This window comes from Oerskovia turbata, assembly GCF_000718325.1.
In the GTDB taxonomy this organism is placed as follows: Bacteria; Actinomycetota; Actinomycetes; order Actinomycetales; family Cellulomonadaceae; genus Oerskovia; species Oerskovia turbata.
Window position 1 is genome coordinate 17974 of record NZ_JOFV01000019.1, and the last position, 19610, is coordinate 37583.

General features: G+C 72.6%; 14 protein-coding genes. 10 read left to right on the forward strand and 4 right to left on the reverse strand.

Annotated elements, in window-relative coordinates:
• Positions 1-28 precede the first annotated feature (28 nt).
• Genes IE95_RS0116690 through IE95_RS0116705 form a run of 4 tightly spaced genes read right to left on the reverse strand, consistent with a single transcriptional unit; the run spans position 29 to position 4852 of the window.
• Positions 29-955, reverse strand: a complete 927-nt coding sequence (locus tag IE95_RS0116690) for an SDR family NAD(P)-dependent oxidoreductase (RefSeq protein ID WP_084690373.1) — start codon at positions 953-955, stop codon at positions 29-31.
• A complete protein-coding gene (locus tag IE95_RS0116695) occupies positions 952-2388 on the reverse strand; it encodes an enolase C-terminal domain-like protein (RefSeq protein WP_240666256.1) in 1437 nt (478 codons plus the stop codon). Before IE95_RS0116695 ends, IE95_RS0116690 begins: the two co-directional genes overlap by 4 nt.
• Positions 2385-3200, reverse strand: coding sequence for an SDR family NAD(P)-dependent oxidoreductase (locus IE95_RS0116700; protein WP_051703234.1), 816 nt, complete (start codon positions 3198-3200; stop codon positions 2385-2387). Before IE95_RS0116700 ends, IE95_RS0116695 begins: the two co-directional genes overlap by 4 nt.
• Positions 3197-4852: a hypothetical protein gene (locus IE95_RS0116705; RefSeq protein WP_051703235.1), complete on the reverse strand. Its 1656-nt coding sequence runs from the start codon at positions 4850-4852 to the stop codon at positions 3197-3199. The genes IE95_RS0116700 and IE95_RS0116705 overlap by 4 nt, the downstream gene beginning before the upstream one ends.
• A 220-nt stretch (positions 4853-5072) precedes the next feature.
• Between IE95_RS0116705 and IE95_RS0116710 the strand changes: the two genes are divergently transcribed.
• The 10 genes from IE95_RS0116710 to IE95_RS0116760 all read left to right on the forward strand — a co-directional run bounded on the left by IE95_RS0116710 (position 5073) and on the right by IE95_RS0116760 (position 19607).
• Positions 5073-5789 (forward strand): GntR family transcriptional regulator, encoded by a 717-nt coding sequence (locus tag IE95_RS0116710; protein ID WP_084690374.1) that lies wholly within the window; start codon positions 5073-5075, stop codon positions 5787-5789.
• A gap of 494 nt (positions 5790-6283) precedes the next feature.
• Positions 6284-7345, forward strand: coding sequence for a GNAT family N-acetyltransferase (locus IE95_RS19825; protein WP_051703236.1), 1062 nt, complete (start codon positions 6284-6286; stop codon positions 7343-7345).
• A 298-nt stretch (positions 7346-7643) separates the two neighbouring features.
• Positions 7644-9920 carry a peptidase C14 gene (locus IE95_RS0116725; protein ID WP_240666255.1) on the forward strand — a complete coding sequence of 759 codons (2277 nt, stop codon included), beginning with the start codon at positions 7644-7646 and terminating at the stop codon, positions 9918-9920.
• A gap of 56 nt (positions 9921-9976) precedes the next feature.
• Positions 9977-12220 carry a peptidase C14 gene (locus IE95_RS0116730; protein WP_240666254.1) on the forward strand — a complete coding sequence of 748 codons (2244 nt, stop codon included), beginning with the start codon at positions 9977-9979 and terminating at the stop codon, positions 12218-12220.
• A 423-nt stretch (positions 12221-12643) separates the two neighbouring features.
• Positions 12644-13915 carry a Gfo/Idh/MocA family protein gene (locus IE95_RS0116735; RefSeq protein ID WP_084690376.1) on the forward strand — a complete coding sequence of 424 codons (1272 nt, stop codon included), beginning with the start codon at positions 12644-12646 and terminating at the stop codon, positions 13913-13915.
• 139 nt (positions 13916-14054) lie between these two features.
• On the forward strand, positions 14055-15326 hold the full coding sequence (locus IE95_RS0116740) for an ABC transporter substrate-binding protein (RefSeq protein WP_030152954.1): 1272 nt from the start codon (positions 14055-14057) through the stop codon (positions 15324-15326).
• A 78-nt stretch (positions 15327-15404) separates the two neighbouring features.
• Positions 15405-16418 carry a carbohydrate ABC transporter permease gene (locus IE95_RS0116745; RefSeq protein ID WP_240666253.1) on the forward strand — a complete coding sequence of 338 codons (1014 nt, stop codon included), beginning with the start codon at positions 15405-15407 and terminating at the stop codon, positions 16416-16418.
• On the forward strand, positions 16415-17341 hold the full coding sequence (locus IE95_RS0116750; protein ID WP_051703238.1) for a carbohydrate ABC transporter permease: 927 nt from the start codon (positions 16415-16417) through the stop codon (positions 17339-17341). The genes IE95_RS0116745 and IE95_RS0116750 overlap by 4 nt, the downstream gene beginning before the upstream one ends.
• A 5-nt stretch (positions 17342-17346) precedes the next feature.
• The gene (locus tag IE95_RS0116755; RefSeq protein ID WP_240666252.1) at positions 17347-18453 is read left to right on the forward strand and encodes an NAD-dependent epimerase/dehydratase family protein; all 1107 of its coding nucleotides are present in this window, start codon (positions 17347-17349) and stop codon (positions 18451-18453) included.
• Positions 18453-19607, forward strand: coding sequence for a dihydrodipicolinate synthase family protein (locus IE95_RS0116760; protein WP_206053303.1), 1155 nt, complete (start codon positions 18453-18455; stop codon positions 19605-19607). The genes IE95_RS0116755 and IE95_RS0116760 overlap by 1 nt, the downstream gene beginning before the upstream one ends.
• The last annotated feature ends 3 nt before the right edge of the window (positions 19608-19610 follow it).

Here is a 19610-nt window from a genome sequence, read left to right on the forward strand (position 1 = left end):
TGCGCCGCGTCCGTCGGGGGCACCTCGGTCACCGGTCGATCCCGTACCGCGCGTCCAGCCCGGCGTCGTGCGGCAGCGTCCCGAACGACGCGGTCCACGCGCCGTCGGCCGCGATCGACTGGCCCGACACGTACGAGGACTCGTCCGAGAGCAGGAACGCGACCACGGCCGCGATCTCGGCCGACTCGGCGATGCGTCCGAGCGGCGGGCCCTCGGCGAGCCCGCGCTCCTCCGCCTCGGGGTCGACGGCGTTCGCGATCTGCGCGTCGAGGTGCGGCGTGCGGACCCCGCCCGGTGCGACCGTGTTGGCCCGGATGCCGTACCGCCCGTATGTCACGGCGACGCTGCGCGCGAGGGCGTCGATCCCGCCCTTGGTCAGCTCGTAGGCCGCGTGGTCGACGAACGAGGACCGCCCGTGGATCGATCCGACGTTGACGATCGACCCGCCGCTCACCTGGTCGGTGAACGCCTCGACCGCGGCGGCGGCCCCCCAGAGGTAGCCCAGGCCGTTGATCTCGACGACGTCGCGCGCCGTGCGTTCGATCTCCTCGGCGCGCGCGGGGTCGCCGAGCGCGTGCAACGGCGTGGTCCTGGTGATGCCCGCGTTGTTGACCCAGCCCGCGAGCGGCGCGAGGGCCCGGGCGACGCGCGCGGCCTCGCGGTGCGACTCGCGGTCGCGCGAGTCGGCGAGCACCACGGCGGCACAGAGGCCTTCCTCGACGGTCCCCGAGCCGGCGCTCCGTTCGAGCCCGACGACGGTCCACCCGTCGGCGGTCAGCCGCGCCGCGATCGCCCGGCCGATGCCCTTGCCGCTCCCGGTCACCACGACGCTACGGGTCGCGGCTGGTCCTGGTACGGGGGCTTGTTCGGTCGGGTTCTGGGCGGACACCCGTCCTTGCTCGTCGTCGTGCCCGACGGCGGAGCCCGCTCCAGGCGTGCTGGTCGGGTCGGTCATCGGTCCTCCTGGTCGTCGAGCATGCGGTTGTCGTCGGTCGAGCATGCGGTTGTCGTCGTTCCGGGGCCAGTTTCGGACGCCAACCGCATGCTCGGCAGCGAGGGGGTGGGGTCGAAAGTGAAGTAGGTGGGCGAGAGGGCGAAGCCCAGGCCGGGGGCCTCGGGCGGCAGCGCCGTGCCGGCCGAGAACTCGGGACCGCCCTCGACGAGCAGCGGGGCCGGGTCGTAGGGGTTGCCCTGCGGCGAGCGCTCGAACGTCTCGACCCCGATCCCCGCGGCGCCTCCCAGGTGCACGCTGACCTCGGGGTACACGTGGCTCGACGTCACGAGCCCCGCGTCCTGCCACGACCGGACCAGGGGGTCGGCCGCGGTGAGGCCACCGATCCCGACCACGTCAACGCGCGCCACGTCGAGCGCGCCGAGCGCAGCCAGCCGCGCGAGGACCTCAGGGTCCGTGACCTCGTCGCCGATCGCGAGCGGCAGCCCCGTGACCTCGCGGATGCGCGCAGCCCCGGCGGCGTCCTCGGGCAGCACGGGGTCCTCGAGCCACGCGAGCGCGGGCGGTTCCCCGGCCGGTGCCGGAGCGCCGATCCCCCACGCGTCGAGGTCCGCGAGCGCCTCGTCCGCGTCGCGCCAGCCGAAGCCCACGTCCACGACGACGCCGGTGCGACCGGCCTCGGTCTCGCGGCCCGTGACCCCGGGCAGCTCGTCGCGCAGGATCGCGAGCAGGTCGCGCATGAGGTCACGGTCGGGGGAACGCGAGATCTTGAGCAGCGGCCAACCGTCGCGGGCACGGTCGAGCACCTCGTCGGCGACGGCGCGGGCCGTGCGTCCGGGGGTCGGGTAGGCCGCGACGAGGATCGCGGGCCGCGGCGCCGGGACGACCGGCCCGGCCGGGTCCCCGCTCGGCCCCTGACCAGGGCGGGTCGACCACGGGACCTGTGCGGCGCCGTCGGGCACGAGGGGTACGACGGGCGCAGGGGGCACAGGGGGCGCGGCAGGTTCCAGGAGGCGCCACACCGGTACCCCCGCGACCTTGCCCGCGACGTCCCACAGCGCGACGTCGACCAGGCCGATCGCCCGGCGCACCAGACCCACGCGCCCCACGATCGCCGACCCGCGCAGCGCGGCGTCCCATGCCGCGCGCACCCCCGCGGCCGGGTCGTCGACGGGCAGGTCGCGACCCACGACGTGCGGCGCGACGAGACGCTCGACGATCTCCGCCATGGGCGCCTCGCGCGTCAGGGCGTAGGAGACGCCCGTGACCTCGGTGCCGTCGGGCAGGACCGCACGGACCTGGACCCCCACGTACTCGCGGCGCGTGACCGTCATGGCCCCGAGCTGCAAGGGCCGCTGCAGGGCGACGACGGTCGTCGACGTGCGGACGTCGGTGAAGCGCGCGAACCCGCCCGGGCTCGTGGTCCGGCTCGTCATTCCGGCTTCTTCGCGAGCGGGACGCCGTAGTCGACGATGAACCCGCCGTCGACGTAGAGGGTCTGGCCGATCACGTACTGCGACTGGTCGGACGCGAGCCAGCTCACGGCGTTCGCGATCTCCGAGGCGTCGGCGAGGCGGCCCGCGGGGATGCGCGCGAGGATCGTCTCCTCCGTGAGCGTCCCGGCCGCGACGCCCTGGCGGAAGACGCCCGTGTCGATGTACCCGGGCGCGACCGCGTTGACCCGTACCCCGCGCGCGGCCCACTCGGCCCCCGCCGTCGAGGTCAGGCCGATCACGGCCGCCTTGGTCGTCGAGTACGGGGCCCGGCCCGCGGAGCCGCGCGCCGAGACCGAGGAGATGTTGACGATCGCGCCGCGGCCCGCGGCGAGCATGTGCCGGCCCGCGGCCTGGAGGCAGGTGAAGACGCCGTGCAGGTTGACGTCGACCACGGCCTTCCACTCGTCCCAGGTCAGGTCCTCGATGCCGCGGTGGCGCTGGATCCCGGCGTTGTTGACCAGGACGTCGATGCTGCCCGTCGCGGCGGCGAGCGCGTCGAACGCTGCCCCCACCGCCGCGTGGTCCGTGACGTCGAGGGGCATCCAGACCAGGCCCGGCTCTGCGGGCAGGTCCGCGAGGTCGAGCGTGGGCAGGTCGTGCTGGACGACGTCCGCGCACACCACGCGGTGGCCGTCGGCCGCGAGCCGCTCGGCGATCTGCCGTCCGATGCCCGCCGCGCCGCCCGTGACGATCGCGGTGCGGAGCGGGGCTGCGGGTGTGCCGGGCGTGGTCGGGGTGGTCGTGGTGCTCACTGGTCCTCCGTGGAAGTCTGCGCAGGTGCGGGCGTCGTCGCCAGGGTGTCGACGAGGTGGTTCGCGTGCTGCTCGAGCCGCGCGAGCGAGCCGGGCGCAAGCGGCGACTGCCACGCCTGGTAGGCGCCTCGCACGTACGCCTGGTCGGTCGGCAGGTAGACGAAGCCGGGGCCGTTGGTCAGGTTCGCGACCACCACGGGGTGGTCGCCCGCGTGCTCGCGGACCGTCCGCTGGAAGCGCGAGTAGGCCTCGCCCGGGTGCGCGACGAGGAACCCGTCCCCGATCTGCCACACCCACGTGGGGTGCTCGACGGTCGGGCCGGTCACGTAGCCGTCGCGCAGGTTGCGCGCGCGGCGCAGCCGCTCGTCACGGCTGCGCGGGTCGATGTCGGCCCACTCGGCCTCCATCTGCGCGAGGCTCGGCAGGTCCCGCAGGTCCAGCACGACGGCGTCGCTCACCGCGCGCAGCACGCGCGAGCTCTCGACGGGGCGCGGCTCCCACAGGCCCAGCGGTGCTCCGGACTGCACGACGTGCGTGAGCTCGAGGGCCGTCCCAGGGGGCGGCAGCTCGGCGAGCGCCGCGAGGACCGCGTGCCCGAGCGAGAGACCGTGCCGGTCGGCGACCGCCACGTCCCCCGTGTACTGCTCGCGCGGCGCCAGCTCGCCCGAGGCGCCCTGGAGGAACGCGACGGGCGCCCCGGTCGCCTCCTCGACGAGGTCACGCATCGCGCCCACGTAGTCCGGGGAGACCAAGGTGTTCTGCCACGCGAGCGTCGTGGGGTGGCACGCGTAGTTGACGACGGTCGCGAGGGGCGTCGTGGTCGGCAGAGGCTCTCCGGGGGCGGCGGGCTCGACCCGGCTGAGGCGGCCGATCACGACGGTGTCGTCGGTCGCGTCCTGCGGAACCGTCGGGTTGAAGCCGATCACGGGGAGCCCGAAGTCCTCGGCCACGTCCGCCGTGGCGCACGACGCGCCGGGGTCCGTGTCCACGTGCTTGCCGGGCGCCGTGTCGACGGGTTGGCCGTGCGACCCGCCCGCGCCGAGGATCAGCTCGCGGTCCGCCGCGAGCGAGCACCGTCCCGTCGTCCACTCGAGCGTCGCGGGGGCGAGCGTGGCCACGGCCTCGCGGCCCGCGTCGACGGCCTGCACCGCGAGGTGCTCGAGGTAGGCGGGGACGAGCTCGCCACCTTCGAGGTCGGCGTCGTGGCTGCACAGCACCGGGCCCGCGTGCGTGTGGGACAACGAGATGAGCAGCCGCTCGGGCGGCAGGCCGAGGCCCGCGAGGACCGCGTCCCGGACGCCGCGCTCGTCGTCGACGCGGCGCCACCACGTGGCGTCCACGGTGATCATCACGAGCGGTTCGCCCCGGGGGGCACCGGTGCGCTCGGGGTGCGCGGCGCCATCGGGCGTGCCGACCTGCGCGGGGCGAGCGGCGCCGTCGGGCGTGCGGCGCGACGGCGAGGTGCCGGCCGACTCCTGCGCGAGGGCGATCGCGGTGAGGGTCATCGTGCGGTGCGTGCCCCGGGAGGCGTTCCAGTCGGCGGGCCCCCAGTTGCGGGCGCGGATGCCCACGGGCGGCGTGACGTCGCGGCGGGCTACGCCTGCCAGTCCGCGGAAACCGGGCACCGTCACCCGGTCGTGCAGGGACACCATGGATCCTCCTCGAGCCTGTGCGTCAACCCTCGAATGCTATAGCATGCAGTGAAGGGGCGAGCCGTCCGGTGGCCCTTCACCTCGAAGGTGGCACAACGGTGCGCCCCGCGCAGACCTCACCCCCCGGCACGCACTGCGGGCGAGGAGCCGGGCCCAGTTCGCCGACCGCTATCCTTCGGGGCACCTCCCGGATCGGACCGCAGAACACTACGGAGAACCCATGGCGCTCAAGAGCGTGCCCGACCTGAACGTCGCCGACCGCGTGACCGTCGAGCTGCGAGAGGCGATCTTCAGCGGCGACCTCGCGCCCGGGTCACGCCTCGTCGAGCGCAAGCTCGCCGAACGCCTCGGCACCAGCCACATCCCCGTGCGCGAGGCCCTCACCCGCCTCACCGAGGAAGGGCTCGTCGAACGCCTCCCCCACCGGGGCGCCCGCGTCGCCGCGCTCACGAGCCGCGACCTCGAGGAGATCTCGAGCCTGCGCACGCTCCTGGAGCAGTTCGTCGTCGTGCGCGTGCAGGCCGAGTGGGACGCCAAGACCGAGGCACGCCTGCGCAAGACCGTGCAGCAGATGGTCGACGCCGCCGAGCGCGGCTCCTCGGCCCGCGTGTTCGAGCTCGACCGCCGCTTCCACGAGCAGCTCTGGGAGCTCGCCGACCACCGCATGCTCATGACCATCACGTCCCAGCTCCGTTCCCGGATCACGGGCTTCCTGCGCGCCGCGAACGTGGCGCTCGACCCCGAGGCCCGGGTCGCGCACGCCGAGACGCACCACCTCATCATCGACGCGATCGCGAGCGGCGACCCCGAGCGGGCGCGCGCCGTCATGGCCGAGCACATCGGCGAGGCCGCGGCACGGCTCGAGAGCCACACCGAGGACGCCGACGTCGCCGAGGAGCCCACGGTGGAGGCGGAGTCCGAGGCCGGGGGCGCCTGACCGAGGAGGGGTCGTCGTGCCGTCGCTCGCGTCGAGCGTGCAGTTCGGGTGGTCACGCACCCGGTCCTGACAGCCCGAACGTCACGCTCGACGATCATCAGGCCAGGCGGGCCTCGCAGGACACGTCGAGGAGAGCGTCGAGCACCTCGACCGTCGAGCCACGCACGACGTCGGGCGCCCGCTCCTCGCACCGGGGACGGTGCGGCGATCGTCGAACATGCGCAGAGCGCTCCTCGAACATGCGGTGGGCGTCGGAATCGTGGCGATTCACGACGGTAACCACATGTTCGGCAGCGAGGGGGGACGGTCGAGGGATGGACACTTCGTGCGAGGTCCAGCCCGACCTCGCACGTGCTTCGTTGCCGTGCATCGTTCACTCGAGAACGTGGATGCGAGACTATTCTTGCTATAGCAAACCGTCAAGGCGAAGCCGCCGACCGCCCCGCGCGCGCCGCCTCACCTGCACCGACGCACCCCGCTCATCGAGGAGCCCCATGGAACTGCGCACCGTGACCCCCGCCGACCTCCCGTCGCTGTACGCGCTGTGGGCCATGGCCTTCGATGCCCCGCTCATGGTCCCGGTCTACGAGACCGACCCCGGCCGGCTCGACCGTACGGTCGTCGCGATCCTCCCCGGCCCGACCCCCGCCGCGGACCGCGTCGTCGCCTCGGTCTGCTGGACCCCCCGCACGCTCGTCGGCCTCCCGGGCCCCGACGGGGCGACCACCACGCTCACCGTGGGTGGCGTCGCGAACGTCGCCTCGGCGCCGGACATGCGCGGGCGCGGCCTGATCCGTCTCGCCCTCGCCGAGGCGGTCGCACGCATGGACGCCGCGGGCATGGACGCCTCGCTGTTGTTCACGGGCACCCCGGGCGTCTACCGACCGAGCGGCTGGGAGACCTTCGAGGTCCCCGTCACCCGCGGCCTCCTCCTGCCCGACGGCGCCGCTCGCCCCGAGCGGCCCGGCTCGACCGGGGTCGTCGCTCACCACGAGCGCTCGCCCCGTGCGAACTCCCCCGTCCCCACGACGTTCCCCGCCTGGGACGCCGACCTCCCGTGGCAGGACCTCGCGACCCTGCACGACGCGTTCCACGCCGCCCCCCTGACCACGCGCCGCACGGCCGAGCACTGGGAGCACCGGATCCCCCTCTGGTACTCCGCGGCTGAGCTCCTCACGGCGCGGCGCCCCGACGGGTCGATCGTGGGCTACCTGGTCGTGGAGGTCGAGGGCGAGGTGCTGCGCGTGCGGGAGCTCGCCGTCGGGCCTGGTGACGCGACGGCGCCCGAGCGGCGCGGGGCGCTCGACGTGCTCGCGCGCGCCGCCCGTTCGCTGGCCCGCGAGCGCGGGGCGACTCGCGCAGAGGTACGCCTGCCGCGCGTCTCGGCCGCGGCGGCGCTCACCGACGCGCTGCTCGCACGGGGCGGTCGCGAGACGGCGTCGGACGCGACGGGCATGCTGCGTCCGGTCCTGCGTTCGACGGCGGAGATCGACGCCCTGTGCGCCACGACGAGCGGCCCCACGGCGGGCTTCCACTGGCCCGGGGACTACCTGTGACGCGACCGTCGGCGCGGTTCCCCAGGCGGGCTCGGCGGACCTGGCGAGTCGTCACCAACCTCTTGACATTGCTATAGCACCGGCCTAGTCTCCGGGAGATGCCCGATTCATCCGGACGCAACGAAGCGCATCCATCCTGCTGTCGCGGCCTGCCGCGCCCAGCCTGAACCGTCCCTCTCGCCCCGTCCCCGGTCACCGCAGCCCCGGCCCGCCGGACTCCACCCGCACTCCCCCGTTGCCGCGCGTCGGCCACGCCTGAACGGACCCGTCTCATCGACTCGTCCGAAGGGTGACCCACGTGAAGACCCCCCTGACTGCCCGCGAGAGCGCGGCAGCGCCACACCTCTCCCCCGACTCCGACACCACCGCCCCCTCGCGCCGCGGCCTGCTGCGCGTCGCCGGCATGGGCGCGCTGGCCGCGACCGCGTTCGCGCTGTCCACGAGCACGACGCCCGCGGCGCTCGCCTCGCCGCTGGGCCTGAGCAAGGACAGCGAGCCCGACGACGAGCTCACCGTCGCGACGTCGGTCGCCCAGCTCGTCGGCTGGCGCGCCAAGAAGATCGACCACGGCACCGTGGTCCGGCTCCTGGGCCACGCGACCCCCGGCGACGGCGCCGCACGCCTCGTCCGCTACGACGCGAAGAGCACCGCGACCCCCAACGGAGGCACGGTGCTGGCGCCGCAGGACCTCGGTGCGGCCGGGCTGGGTCCTGGGCGGTGGCACACGCTCCACACCGGCACGGCCGACTTCCGCTGGTTCGGGATCTTCGGCGCCGACGCCCCCACGGGCCGCGCCGACGACGCGCTCGACGCCCTCGTGAACGACCCGACCGTGAGCCGCATCGAGGGGCACACCGACCTCAACTTCGTGCGCCGCCACACCTACGCACGCTCGCACCTCGAGCTCGACTTTGGCGGCCGGACCGTCACGACCGAGGGCATCGAGCGCAACGCGCACGACAACCCGTTCGGCGCCGTCATGTTCTTCCAGGGCACCGTCACGGACGTGACCCAGCAGCGCACGCTCACCCAGACCATGCCCGACCAGCGCGACGTGTTCGAGGTCGCGGACTCGTCCGCGTTCGCGGTCGGCGACTGGTGGACCGTGCAGGTCGACCCGAGCCCGGGCGGCGGACGCGACGAGCGTGAGCTCCAGCGCCTCGTGCAGGTCACCGAGGTCGTCGATGCGGCGCACGTGCGAGTCAACTACCGCAACGGCTGGGAGCTCGCCCCGGGCCGCGTGCTCGAGTGGCGCAAGGTCGTGCCCGTCGAGCAGGTCCACGTGCGGAACATGACGTTCGTCGGGGCCGGCCCCTACGACGGCCCACTCAACGGGGAGCTGCCCGACGACCGCGAGCTCAGCGGCTCGCACCCGGTCGCGTACGAGTTCGCGGTGCGCTGCGACGTCTCGGACGTGCACGGCTCCAGGACGTGGTGGCCCGTCATCATGCGCCGCTGGAACACGTTCTTCGCGACCGAGCGCTGCTCGGTCGCGAACCCGCCCACGGTCTTCTACGGCGGCGCGGGCTACCTCACGCAGCAGATCTACTGCCTGTACGGACGCGTCGCGGACTGCCGCTCGCACAACGCGCGCCACCTCAACGACCTCACGGCCTCGGCCTACTGCCTCGTCGAGAACTGCCACGGCGACGGCGACGACCAGGGCGGCAACCCGTTCACGACGCACGGCCAGTACGAGCACGACCTGGTGTTCCAGGGCAACAGCGGCCTCATGGACATCGCCAACTCGGGGGCGCAGTGGGGCATCAGCGCCAAGCGCATCACGGTCAAGGGACACGTGGCCTCGTGGTTCACGGTGAGCACCAAGATCACCGACCTGACGCTGGAGGACGTGCACGTGGTCGCGCGCTCGACGTTCGACCAGCAGGGCAGCCTCACGGTCAACGCCGACGGCGTGCAGATGCGTGGGTGCACCGCGTCGTTCTTCGCGGTCGCGCAGCGGTCGAACCTGTCGAAGCGGCCCAACGTCATCGAGGACTGCCACTTCTCGCTGCCGGTCGCCAGCGTGCTGCACCAGACGCCGGTCGCGAACCCGGTCCACTTCGTCCGGACGAGCTTCACCGGGTTCGACGGCACGATCCTGCGCGGCGCGGGGCCCGTGACGTTCACCGACTGCACGTTCGTCGGCTCGACCGACGAGGCCTCCCCCGCGGCCCCCGCGCTCGTCGGGTCGGCCGACGTCACGATCAGCGGCGGGACCCTCACGGGCGCGGGCATCCGGCTCAGCGGGGTCCGCGACCAGCGGCTCACGGTCCGCGGGGCGAAGGTCACCGGCACGACGACGGCGGGCGCCCTGGTCTCGCGGGCACCAGGCCCCGGGACGGTCCAGGTGGACCTGCGGGGCGCGACGCTCGCCGCGAGCGGGACCACCGCCCACGTCGCCCTCGCGGGCACCGACGCGCTGACCGCGGTCGGCTCGCGCCTGCGCGGCGGCCGCTACGACCTGGCACCGACCACGCGCGTGCTCCAGTCCGGCTGCGTCGAGCAGGGCGTCGACCGCACCGGCTTCCCCGAGGGCGACCACGTCCTCGTCACCGACCCGCTCGCGCTGTGAACAGCACGAGCTCCCCCTGCCCACCCGGAAGAACCCCTGATGAAAGGCCCTTGCAGATGACGAACCTCATCACGTCCGGACAGACCCCCGACGAGCCGGCGACGACGCCGACCTCGCCCCGCCAGGCCCCCACGGTCGAGGCCCCCTCCCGCCGCAACCTGCTGCGCGTCGCCGGGATCGGCGGCCTCGTGGCCGCCGGCGCCCTGATGGGCACGCACTCGGCTGCAGCCGCCGCGGCGCCGTCGGGCGTGCTGCCCCTGAAGAAGGACGAGCCCGACGACGAGGTCCTCGTCGCGTCGTCCGTCGCCCAGCTCGTGGGCTGGCGCGCGAAGAAGATCGACGACGGGACCGTCGTCCAGCTCCTCGGCCACGCGACCCCCGGCGACGGTGCCGCACGCCTGGTCCGCTACGACGCGAAGAGCGAGGCGGCGGCCAACGGCGGCACCGTGCTGGCGCCCAAGGACGTCCAGGGGAAGGGGAGGTGGCACACCCTCCACGCGGGCACCGCGGACTTCCGCTGGTTCGGGCTGTTCGGGAAGGACACCCCCGCCGACGACGCGCTCGACGCCCTCGTGAACGACCCGACCGTGAGCCGCATCGAGGCGCACTCCGACCTCAACTTCGTGCGCCGGCACCGGTTCACTCGCTCGCACCTCGAGCTCGACTTCGGCGGGCACACCATGACGACCGAGGGCATCGAGAAGGCCGGGCAGGACGACCCGTTCGCGGCCGTCCTGTTCTTCCGCGGCACCGTCACCGACGACGTCCGCACGAACGAGCTCACGGCCGTCATGCCCGAGCTCCGCGACGACTTCGAGGTCGCCGACTCCTCGAAGTACGCCGTGGGCGAGTGGTACGCGCTCGAGGTCAACGCCCTCGCGGGCCGGTGGGAGCGCGAGCTGCAGCTCCAGGTCCAGGTCACGCAGATCGTCGACCCGACGCACGTGCGCGTCAACTACCTCAACGGCTGGGAGCTCGCCGCGGGGCGCACGCTCACGTGGACCAAGGTCGAGCCGGTGCAGCAGGTGCACGTGCGCAACCTGTCGTTCGTGGGCGTCGCGGGCGGCGACCAGTACACGGGATCGCACCCGCTCGCGTTCGAGTACGCGGTGAGCTGCGACGTCGAGAACGTGCACGGGGTCGCGACGTTCTGGCCCCTGGTCATGCGCCGCTGGTCGACGCACTTCACGACGTCGCGCTGCTCGCTCGCGAACCCGGCCTCGATCACGTGGGGCGGCGCGGGCTACCTGACGCAGCAGATCTACTGCCTGTACGGGCACGTGTCCGACTGCCACACCTCGAACTGCCGCCACCTCAACGACTGGACGGCCTCGGCGTACGGCCTCGTGGAGAACTGCCACGGCGACGGCGACGACCAGGGCCCGTTCGTCACGCACGGCCAGTACGAGCACGACCTGACGTACGTCGGGAACTCGGGGCTCATGACGTTCGCCAACTCAGGTGCGGCGTGGGGCTCGTCGGCCAAGCGCATCACGGTCAGCAAGCACGTGTGCTCGTGGTTCGTGGCGCGCGTCAAGGTCACCGACCTGACGCTCGAGGACGTCCAGGTCATCCGCAAGGAGGGCCTCGCGGGCTCGGGCATGCTGTGGGTCAACGCCGACGGCGTCCAGCTGCGCGGCTGCCAGGCCGACGACACGCTCATCGTGTCGCAGGCGTCGAACCGCTCGAAGCGTCCCAACGTCATCGAGGGTTCGCGCTTCAACGTGCTGCCGGGCAGCCCGATCACGCAGGCCACCGTGACCAACCCGGTCCACCTGGTCCGCACGACGCTGAACGGGCTGGAGGGTGCGTCGTTCGCGGGCTCGGGGCCCGTGGTCCTGGACCAGTGCACGCTCGAGGCGGCCGAGGGCAAGGGCACCGTGACGGCGTCGGGCGACCTGACGGTCCGCGGCGGCGTGCTGCGCAACGTCGCGGTCGTCGCGGCGGGCGCCGCGGAGCAGACCGTGCGGGTGGGCGACGGGGCGCGGCTCGAGGGCTCGCCCGCGGGCGGCACGTTCCTGAGCAGGGCGAAGGCCGACAAGCCGGTCACCTGGAACCTGGACGGTGCACGGTCGGTGGCCGCATCGGGTGACACTGTTCACGTGAAGCTAGACACAGGTATCAATCGCTGGTCGGCTGTGGGCTCCACCTTCACGGGTGGCCGCATCCAGCTCGCCGACGGAGCGTTCGGCGCAGGCTCCTACCTCCTGCACACCGGCAACGTCGAGGCCTGCGTGGAACGCGTCGCGATCCCGGCCGACGGTCCGACGGTCTCGACGGCGGGCACGCTGGTGCTCTGACACGGGGCAGCCCCGCCTCGAGCACGGGGTCGAGGCCGTCCACCGTGACCTGACGACCTCGTGCTCGGCACCGACGGGTCGACCTGGCGGTGCCGAGCATGCGGTTGGCACCCGTCGAGCATGCGGTTGGCGTCGAAGATCGCACGATTCTCGACGCCAACCGCATGCTCGGCACCGAGGGGTGGGGCCCAGGTCTGCGGGAGCCCGCGTCGGGCGACCCGAAGATCACGACTCGGTCGCAAGTTGACCAGGCGGGCTGTCAGGGCGCAGGATCATCTGGCATAGTTGCTATAGCAAATAGCAAATGAAGCCGTACTCGCCCGGCTCTCGGCCCGCACCGACCGTTCGACCAGCACCACCAGCCCCACCCCCGCAGCCCCCGCAACGACGCAAGGACCGCTCGTGACCCGCAATGATGCACCCGTGACCGTCGCCCTCGTGGGCGCCGGCAACCGGGGTCAGACCTACGCACGCTGGATCGCCACGCACCCCGACCGTGCGCGCCTGGTCGCGGTCGCCGACCCGCGCCCGTTCCAGCGCTCGCTCGTGAGCGACGGCGCGGCCGCGGCGAACCCCGACGCCGCCCCCGTCGCACAGTTCGCGGACTGGGAGGACCTGGTCGCGGCGGGCACCTCGGCCCCTCTCGCGGACATGGTCGTCGTCGCGACGCAGGACCGTGAGCATCGTGACCCGGTCGTCGCTCTCGCGGCCCAGGGCTACGCGATCCTGGTCGAGAAGCCGCTCGCCCCGAGCGCCGAGGAGTGCCGCGACGTGGTCGACGCCGTCGAGGCCTCGGGCGTCCTGTTCGGCGTGTGCCACGTCATGCGGTACATGCCGTACACGGACCTCATGAAGTCGGTCGTGGACTCGGGCGTGCTGGGCGAGATCGTCAACGTGCAGCACCTGGAGCCGGTCGGCTGGTGGCACGACGCGCACTCCTACGTGCGCGGCCCGTGGCGCTCGGAGAAGACGTCGAGCCCCATGCTGCTCGCGAAGTCGAGCCACGACCTGGACTGGATCCGCTACGTCACGGGCAAGCGCATCCAGACCGTCGCGAGCTTCGGCTCGCTCAAGCACTTCCGACCGGAGGAGCGCCCGGCGGGTGCCGCGGACCGCTGCCTGGACTGCCCGCTCGAACCGACGTGCCCGTACTCGGCGCCGCGCCTGTACCTGGGCACGCTGCGCGAGAAGGGCGCGATCTGGCCGGTCACGGTCGTCACGGACGGCACCGACGAGGCGTCGGTGGTCGAGGCGCTGCGCACGGGCGACTACGGCCGGTGCGTCTACGCGTCGGACAACGACGTGGTGGACCACCAGGTGGTCGCGATGGAGCTCGAGGGCGGCGGCGCGGCGACGTTCACCATGACGGCCTTCTCGGAGCAGGACCACCGCAAGACGCAGATCTTCGGGACGCACGGCTGCCTCGACGGCGACGGCGAGAAGATCCGGGTCACGGACTTCCGGGACGGCTCGGTCACGGTCCACGACTCGGGTCACCACGGCGCGACCAACGCGGCCGACGACCACGGCGGCGGCGACTCGGGCGTCATGGACGCCTTCGTGCGCGCCGTCGCGACGGGCGACCCGAGCCACGTCCGGTCGGGCGCCGTCGAGTCCCTCCAGAGCCACCTCGCCGTGTTCGCGGCCGAGGAGTCGCGGCACTCGCGCACCGTCGTCGAGGTCCCCGCCCGTTAGCAGCACGTCCCGTCCGGGCAGCCCTCCGGCCGTCCGGGCAGAGCAGCACCCCGCAGGCGCGACGATGCGCCGGGCGGGCTCAACAGCACACGGATCAACCAGCACGGTAGTCATCATTCGACGTCAAAGGAGCACGAAAATGACCATGCCGAAGAAGCACGTGGCGACCGCCATCGCGGCGATCGCCACCCTCGGCGCCCTGACCGCCTGCGGCGGGGGCGACGCGGCCGGCGGCTCGACGCCCGTCCCCTCGGACGGCGCGGCCTCGGGCTCCGTCACCATGTGGACCTACCCCGTCATCGCCGACGAGGCGGCGCACAAGGCCTTCTGGGACAAGCAGATCGCGGAGTTCACCACGGAGAACCCGGACGTCGACGTCAAGGTCGAGATCTACCCGTGGGCGGGTCGCGACGAGACGCTCGCGACGGGCATCGCGGGCGGCAAGGGCCCCGACGTCGTCTACCTCATCCCGGACCAGCTCCCGAAGTACGCGAAGTCCCTCGCGGCGGTCGACAACTACGTCACGGACAACACGGGCGACCTGCGGGAGAACGCCGCGAAGTCCGTGAGCATCGACGGCGCCATGATGGGCGCGCCGCTGATCATGAACTCGAAGCCGCTCGTGTGCAACGCCGCAGCGTTCGACGTGATCGGCGAGTCGGGCAACTACCCCGAGACCTGGGACGACCTGATGACGCTGGCCCCGAAGTTCAAGGACGCGGGCTACGACGTCACGAACTACTGGGGTGCGGTCGACGCGACGCTCAACGAGTCGTTCTACCCGCTGCTGTGGCAGGCGGGCGGCTCGGTGTTCTCCGAGGACGGTACGAAGGTCGCGTTCGACTCGCCCGAGGGCGTCGAGGCGCTCCAGTTCGTCACGGACCTCGCCGAGGGCGGCTTCGTCGAGAAGGACCTGCTGACGACCATCCCGGCGTTCGAGCAGACCCGCACGGCGCAGGGCAAGATCGCCTGCACGTGGCAGCAGGGCCCCGGCGACGTCGCGAGCTTCTGGGGCGAGGAGAACACGGTCGTGCTCCCCTCCCTCAAGCAGGCAGAGTCGATCGGCTACGGCACGGTCGGTTCGCTGGCGCTCATGAAGAAGGCCGAGAACCTGGACGCGGCCGGCAAGTGGCTCGCGTTCGCGACGCGCCCCGAGGCGTCGGCCGAGTACGCGAAGGCGGCGGGCTGGTTCACGCCGTACACCTCGCAGACCGGCCTGTACGGCGACGACGCGACCATGGCGGCCCTCGAGGCCACGCTCGACGCGACCACCTCGGGTGACCTCAACGAGAAGTCGCGCGAGGTCATGGGCATCCTCGCCCCGGAGATCCAGGCCGCGCTCATCGGCCAGAAGACCCCTGAGCAGGCCATGAAGGACGCGGCCGCTGCCGCGAACCCGCTCCTCGGCTGATCTCGCACCACACCCACCGGGCCGGGTGGCCGCCGCTGAGGCGGCCCTCGGCCCGGTGAGGCGAAGGAGAAGAACCCCATGACAGCAACCACCCCGTCCGGAGACGTCCTCGGGCCAGGCCTCGAGGGCTCCGTGCCCGACGGCGCCGCGCCCGTCGCGCGGTCCACGTCCGGTGGGCCCTCGGGCCCGTCGCGCGGGAACGGACCGACAGGACCGTCAGCGTTTCGCCGCACCATGGCCCGCCGCGAGGCCCGTATCGGCCTGCTCTTCGCGCTCCCGGCCTTCCTGCTCTTCCTCGCCTTCCGCTTCGGTCCGGCGATCGCGGGCGTGGGGCTGAGCTTCTTCGAGTACACGATCGGCGGCACCGCCGAGTGGACCGGCCTCGACAACTTCGAGCGCATGGTCGACGACCCGATCTTCTGGTCCGCGATGCGCGTGACCCTGATCCTCAGCGTCCTGATCGTGCCGTTGTCGCTCGCGATCTCGACGTTCATGGCGCTGCTGGTCCGTCGCTCGTTCCGCGGCTCGGGCTTCTACCGCTCGGTGTTCTTCCTGCCGGTCGTCACGAGCCTCGTGCTCGCCGCGACGGTGTTCACGTGGGTCTTCTCGACGGGCGGCCCGTGGTCGCAGCTCATGGGACTGATCGGCCTGTCGACGGACTCGTGGCTCGGCAGCACGACCCTGGTCCTGCCGGCCCTGGCGCTCGTGTCGATCTGGTCGCGCTTCGGGTACGGGATGCTCATCCTCCTGGCCCGCATGCAGGACCTGCCGCGTGAGCTCGAGGAGGCCGCGGCGCTCGACGGCGCGAACGCCTGGCACCGGTTCTGGCACATCATCATGCCGCAGCTCAAGCCGACGCTGTTCTTCCTGGCGGTCATCGAGACCACGGCGTCGTTCCAGATCTTCGACCTGGTCTACACCATGACGGGCGGCGGGCCCGCCCGCGCGAGCTACAGCCTCGTCTACCAGATCTACGACCAGGGCTTCAAGTACTTCGACCTCGGCTACGCCAGCACGCTCGGCGTCGCGCTGTTCATCATCACCATCGTCGTTGCGTTGGTGCAGCGTCGCCTCATCGGGAGGGACAAGTGACCACGCTCGCCACCCCCGGCACCCCGGGGCACCCCGGGACCGCTGCCGGCACCACCACATCGCCTGCCCTGACACCACGTCGCAGGCGCAGCAAGAGCTCGGGCATGGACCTGACGTGGCGCGGCAAGGTCGTGCGCTACGTGGTGCTGAGCCTCGCGGCCGTCGTGACGATCTTCCCGTTCTACGCGATGGTCGTCCTCTCGCTCAAGCCTGCGGCGGCGATCCAGTTCCCGCAGAGCCTGATCCCCACGAACCTGGGCTTCGCGGCGTACGACCGCGTGCTCGGCGCGGGGAACATATGGACCTGGTTCGGGAACACGCTCATCTACTCGGTCGTGTCCGTGGTCCTGGTCCTCGCGTTCTCCGCGATGGCCGGCTACGCGTTCGCGAAGAAGAAGTTCCCGGGCCGCGAGGCCATGTTCTGGTCGTTCCTCGCGATGGTCATGGTCCCGTACCACGTGACCCTGATCCCGACCTTCATCCTCATGGCGCAGGTCGGCGGCCTGGACACCTACTGGGGCCTGATCCTGCCGACGCTCGCGAACGCCCAGGCGGTGTTCCTCATGCGGCAGTTCATCATGGACATGCCCGACGACCTCTTCGAGGCGGCCAAGCTCGACGGCGCGTCCGAGTGGCGCATCTTCACGCGCATCGTGCTGCCGCTGTGCAAGCCGATCCTCGCGACGCTCGGCACGTTCGTCTTCCTGTGGCACTGGAACGACTTCCTGTGGCCGCTCATCATGGGCCAGGGCACCGACCACTGGACCCTGACCGTGGGTATCGCGTCGCTGCAGCAGCAGGACGTGCCGCTCAACATGATCCTCGCCGGCGCGACCATCTCCTTCGTGCCGATCTTCGCCGCCTACCTCGTGGCCCAGCGCTACTTCCAGGAGGGCGTCACCATGTCCGGAATCAAGGGATAGCACTCGTGTCTTCGACCTCACCCAGCCCCCTGCCCGCCGCCGCCGTCGCTCCTGGCGGCGCCTCCGCCGTCGGGCGCTCCGCCGGTCCCTCGTCGCTCGCCGAGCTCGAGGACCTGCTCACCACGCCCTCCCCCGCGCTCGTCGCGGACATGGCCGCCCGCTCGGGCGACCTGGTCGTCCTGGGCGCGGGCGGCAAGATGGGCCCGAGCCTCACGGTCCTCGCCCGGCGCGCGCTCGACGCCGCGGGCCGCACGGGCGACGCCGTCCACGCGGTCTCGCGCTGGTCGGACCCGGCCCAGGCCGACCACCTGCGCGACGCGGGCGTGAACGTCGTGACGGCCGACCTCATGACGGGCGACCCCGCCGTCCTGGCCGGCCTGCCCGACGGCGCCGACGTCGTCTACATGGTCGGCGCCAAGTTCGGCACGTCGTCGGCCCCCTCGCTCGCGTGGGCCGCGAACGCCGCGCTCGTGAGCGACGTCGCGCGCCGCTACGCGGACTCGACCATCGCCGCGTTCTCGACCGGGAACGTCTACCCGCTCGTACCGGTGTCCTCGGGCGGGTGCTCCGAGGACGACCCGACGGGGCCCGTCGGCGAGTACGCCATGAGCTGCCTCGGGCGCGAGCGCCTGTTCCAGCACGCGGCCCTCACGCGCGGCACCAAGGTCGCGAACATCCGGCTCAACTACGCGGTCGACCTGCGCTACGGCGTGCTGTGCGACGTCGCGGCACCGATCCTCGCGGGCGAGCCGGTCGACCTGACCACGAGCCACGTCAACGTCGTGTGGCAGGGCTACGCGAACGAGGTCGCGCTGCGCGCGCTCGGCCACGCGTCCTCGCCCGCGTTCACGGTCAACCTCACGGGTCCGGAGACCGCGTCGGTGCGTCGCCTCGCGGGGCTGCTCGGCGCGGGCCTGGGCCGCGACGTGTCGTTCACGGGCGCCGAGGCGGGGACGGCCCTGCTCAACGACGCGAGCCTGTGCCACGAGCTGTTCGGGTACCCCGACGTCTGCCTGCGCACGCTCGTCGACTGGCAGGCGCAGTGGCTCGCCGCGGGCCTGCCGACGAGCGGCAAGGCCACCAAGTTCACCGTGCGCGACGGGAAGTTCTGATGGGCTCGGTGCTCGACGCCATGAAGCCCGACTCGCTCGCGCTCCTGCGCGCCGGCACGGTCATCCCGGCCCAGCCGCTCGCGCTGACCGCGGACCGCCGGTTCGACGAGCGCCGCCAGCGCGCCCTGACGCGGTACTACCACGCGGCCGGGGCGGGCGGCGTGGCCGTGGGCGTGCACACGACGCAGTTCGAGATCCGCGACGTCGGGCTCTACCGGCCCGTGCTCGAGATGGCGGCAGAGGTCTCGCGCGAGACGCTGGGCGGGCACGCCCCTGCGGGGTCCGCGGTCACCGGCCCGCGCCCGCTCGTCCAGGTCGCCGGGGCCTCGGGCCCCACGGCCCAGGCCGTGGCCGAGGCGCAGGTCGCGGCAGACCTCGGCTACGACGCGGTGCTCCTCGCACCGCGCGTGGCCGGGCTGAACGGCACGCGCGAGGAGGTCGAGCGCTACCTGCTCGACCGCGCCCGGGCCGTGGGCGAGGTCCTGCCCGTGATCGGCTTCTACCTCCAGGAGGCGATCGGCGGGCCGCGGCTCTCGATCGACTTCTGGCGCGAGCTCGCGTCGATCGAGGCCGTCGTGGCCGTCAAGGCCGCGCCGTTCAACCGGTACCGGACGATCGACGTGCTGCGCGGCGTGGCCGAGTCCGGCCGCGCCGAGCAGATCTCGCTCTACACGGGCAACGACGACGCGATCATCGCGGACCTGGTCTCCGAGGTCGACGTGCCGGTCGCGGGCAGCGCGAGCCCGTACACCGCGCGCTTCGTCGGTGGCCTGCTCGGCCAGTGGGCCGTGTGGACGCGGGGTGCGGTCGAGACCCTGCGCCTCGCGCAGGCCGCCCGGGGCGTCACGGCCGACGGCACGCCCACCGTGCCCGACGACGCGGCCCTGCGCCTCCTGGTCGCCCGTCAGACCGGCCTCACCGACGCCAACGCCGCGGTGTTCGACTCCGCGAACGACTTCGCGGGCGTCATCGCGGGGGTCCACGAGGTCCTGCGCCGCCAGGGACTCCTCGAGGGCATCTGGTGCCTCGACCCCGCTGAGACGCTGTCCCCCGGGCAGGCCGACGAGCTCACGCGCGTCACTGCCTCGTACCCGTGGCTCGGTGCGTCGGACGACGCGTTCGTCGCCGAGCACCTCGACGCGTGGCTGGGATGATCC

What these genes read in the sequence shown, in the direction of transcription:
- IE95_RS0116690 (WP_084690373.1), bottom strand. Translation starts at nt 955, where the DNA reads ATGACCGACCCGACCAGCACGCCTGGAGCGGGCTCCGCCGTCGGGCAC.
- IE95_RS0116695 (WP_240666256.1), bottom strand. Translation starts at nt 2,388, where the DNA reads ATGACGAGCCGGACCACGAGCCCGGGCGGGTTCGCGCGCTTCACCGAC.
- IE95_RS0116705 (WP_051703235.1), bottom strand. Translation starts at nt 4,852, where the DNA reads ATGGTGTCCCTGCACGACCGGGTGACGGTGCCCGGTTTCCGCGGACTG.
- IE95_RS0116710 (WP_084690374.1), top strand. Translation starts at nt 5,073, where the DNA reads ATGGCGCTCAAGAGCGTGCCCGACCTGAACGTCGCCGACCGCGTGACC.
- IE95_RS19825 (WP_051703236.1), top strand. Translation starts at nt 6,284, where the DNA reads ATGGAACTGCGCACCGTGACCCCCGCCGACCTCCCGTCGCTGTACGCG.
- IE95_RS0116730 (WP_240666254.1), top strand. Translation starts at nt 9,977, where the DNA reads ATGACGAACCTCATCACGTCCGGACAGACCCCCGACGAGCCGGCGACG.
- IE95_RS0116740 (WP_030152954.1), top strand. Translation starts at nt 14,055, where the DNA reads ATGACCATGCCGAAGAAGCACGTGGCGACCGCCATCGCGGCGATCGCC.
- IE95_RS0116745 (WP_240666253.1), top strand. Translation starts at nt 15,405, where the DNA reads ATGACAGCAACCACCCCGTCCGGAGACGTCCTCGGGCCAGGCCTCGAG.
- IE95_RS0116760 (WP_206053303.1), top strand. Translation starts at nt 18,453, where the DNA reads ATGGGCTCGGTGCTCGACGCCATGAAGCCCGACTCGCTCGCGCTCCTG.